This is a genomic window from Pantoea sp. Cy-639, assembly GCF_011752525.1.
Classification (GTDB): Bacteria; Pseudomonadota; Gammaproteobacteria; order Pseudomonadales; family Pseudomonadaceae; genus Aquipseudomonas.
In genome coordinates this window covers 1-318 of sequence record NZ_VWXI01000060.1, presented here as the reverse complement: position 1 = coordinate 318, position 318 = coordinate 1, and the positions used below count along the sequence as shown (strand labels likewise).

Sequence of the window (318 nt, the reverse complement as noted above, 5' to 3'; positions counted from 1 at the left end):
TCAGTTTGTTGCGTCGTGGATTGGCTTCCAGCGGTCGGTTCAGTTCCTGGGTTTTCTGATCGAGCAGGTTGCCAGCCGGGTCGAAGGCGAAGGTTTCCACGCCGAGGCGGCTGGTGGCCTTGAGCAGACGGCCGACCGGATCGTACTGGTACTCCAGCGCCCCGCGACGGCTGTCGTGGATGTTGGTCAGTTGCCCCGCCGCGTCATAACGGTACTGACGCTTGAGCAGCGTGGACTGGCTGTCATGGCTGCCCAACAACTGCTCCTGCAAACGCCCGGTCGGGTCCCAGGCCTGGGTCTGCATCAGCTGATTGCCCT

The 318-nt window shown here is 62.9% G+C and carries 1 protein-coding gene; it reads right to left on the bottom strand.

Annotated elements, in window-relative coordinates; all coding sequences use genetic code 11:
• Positions 1–318, bottom strand: a 318-nt coding sequence (locus tag F3J43_RS23720) for an RHS repeat domain-containing protein (protein WP_166893032.1), incomplete at both ends; no start/stop codon positions are given.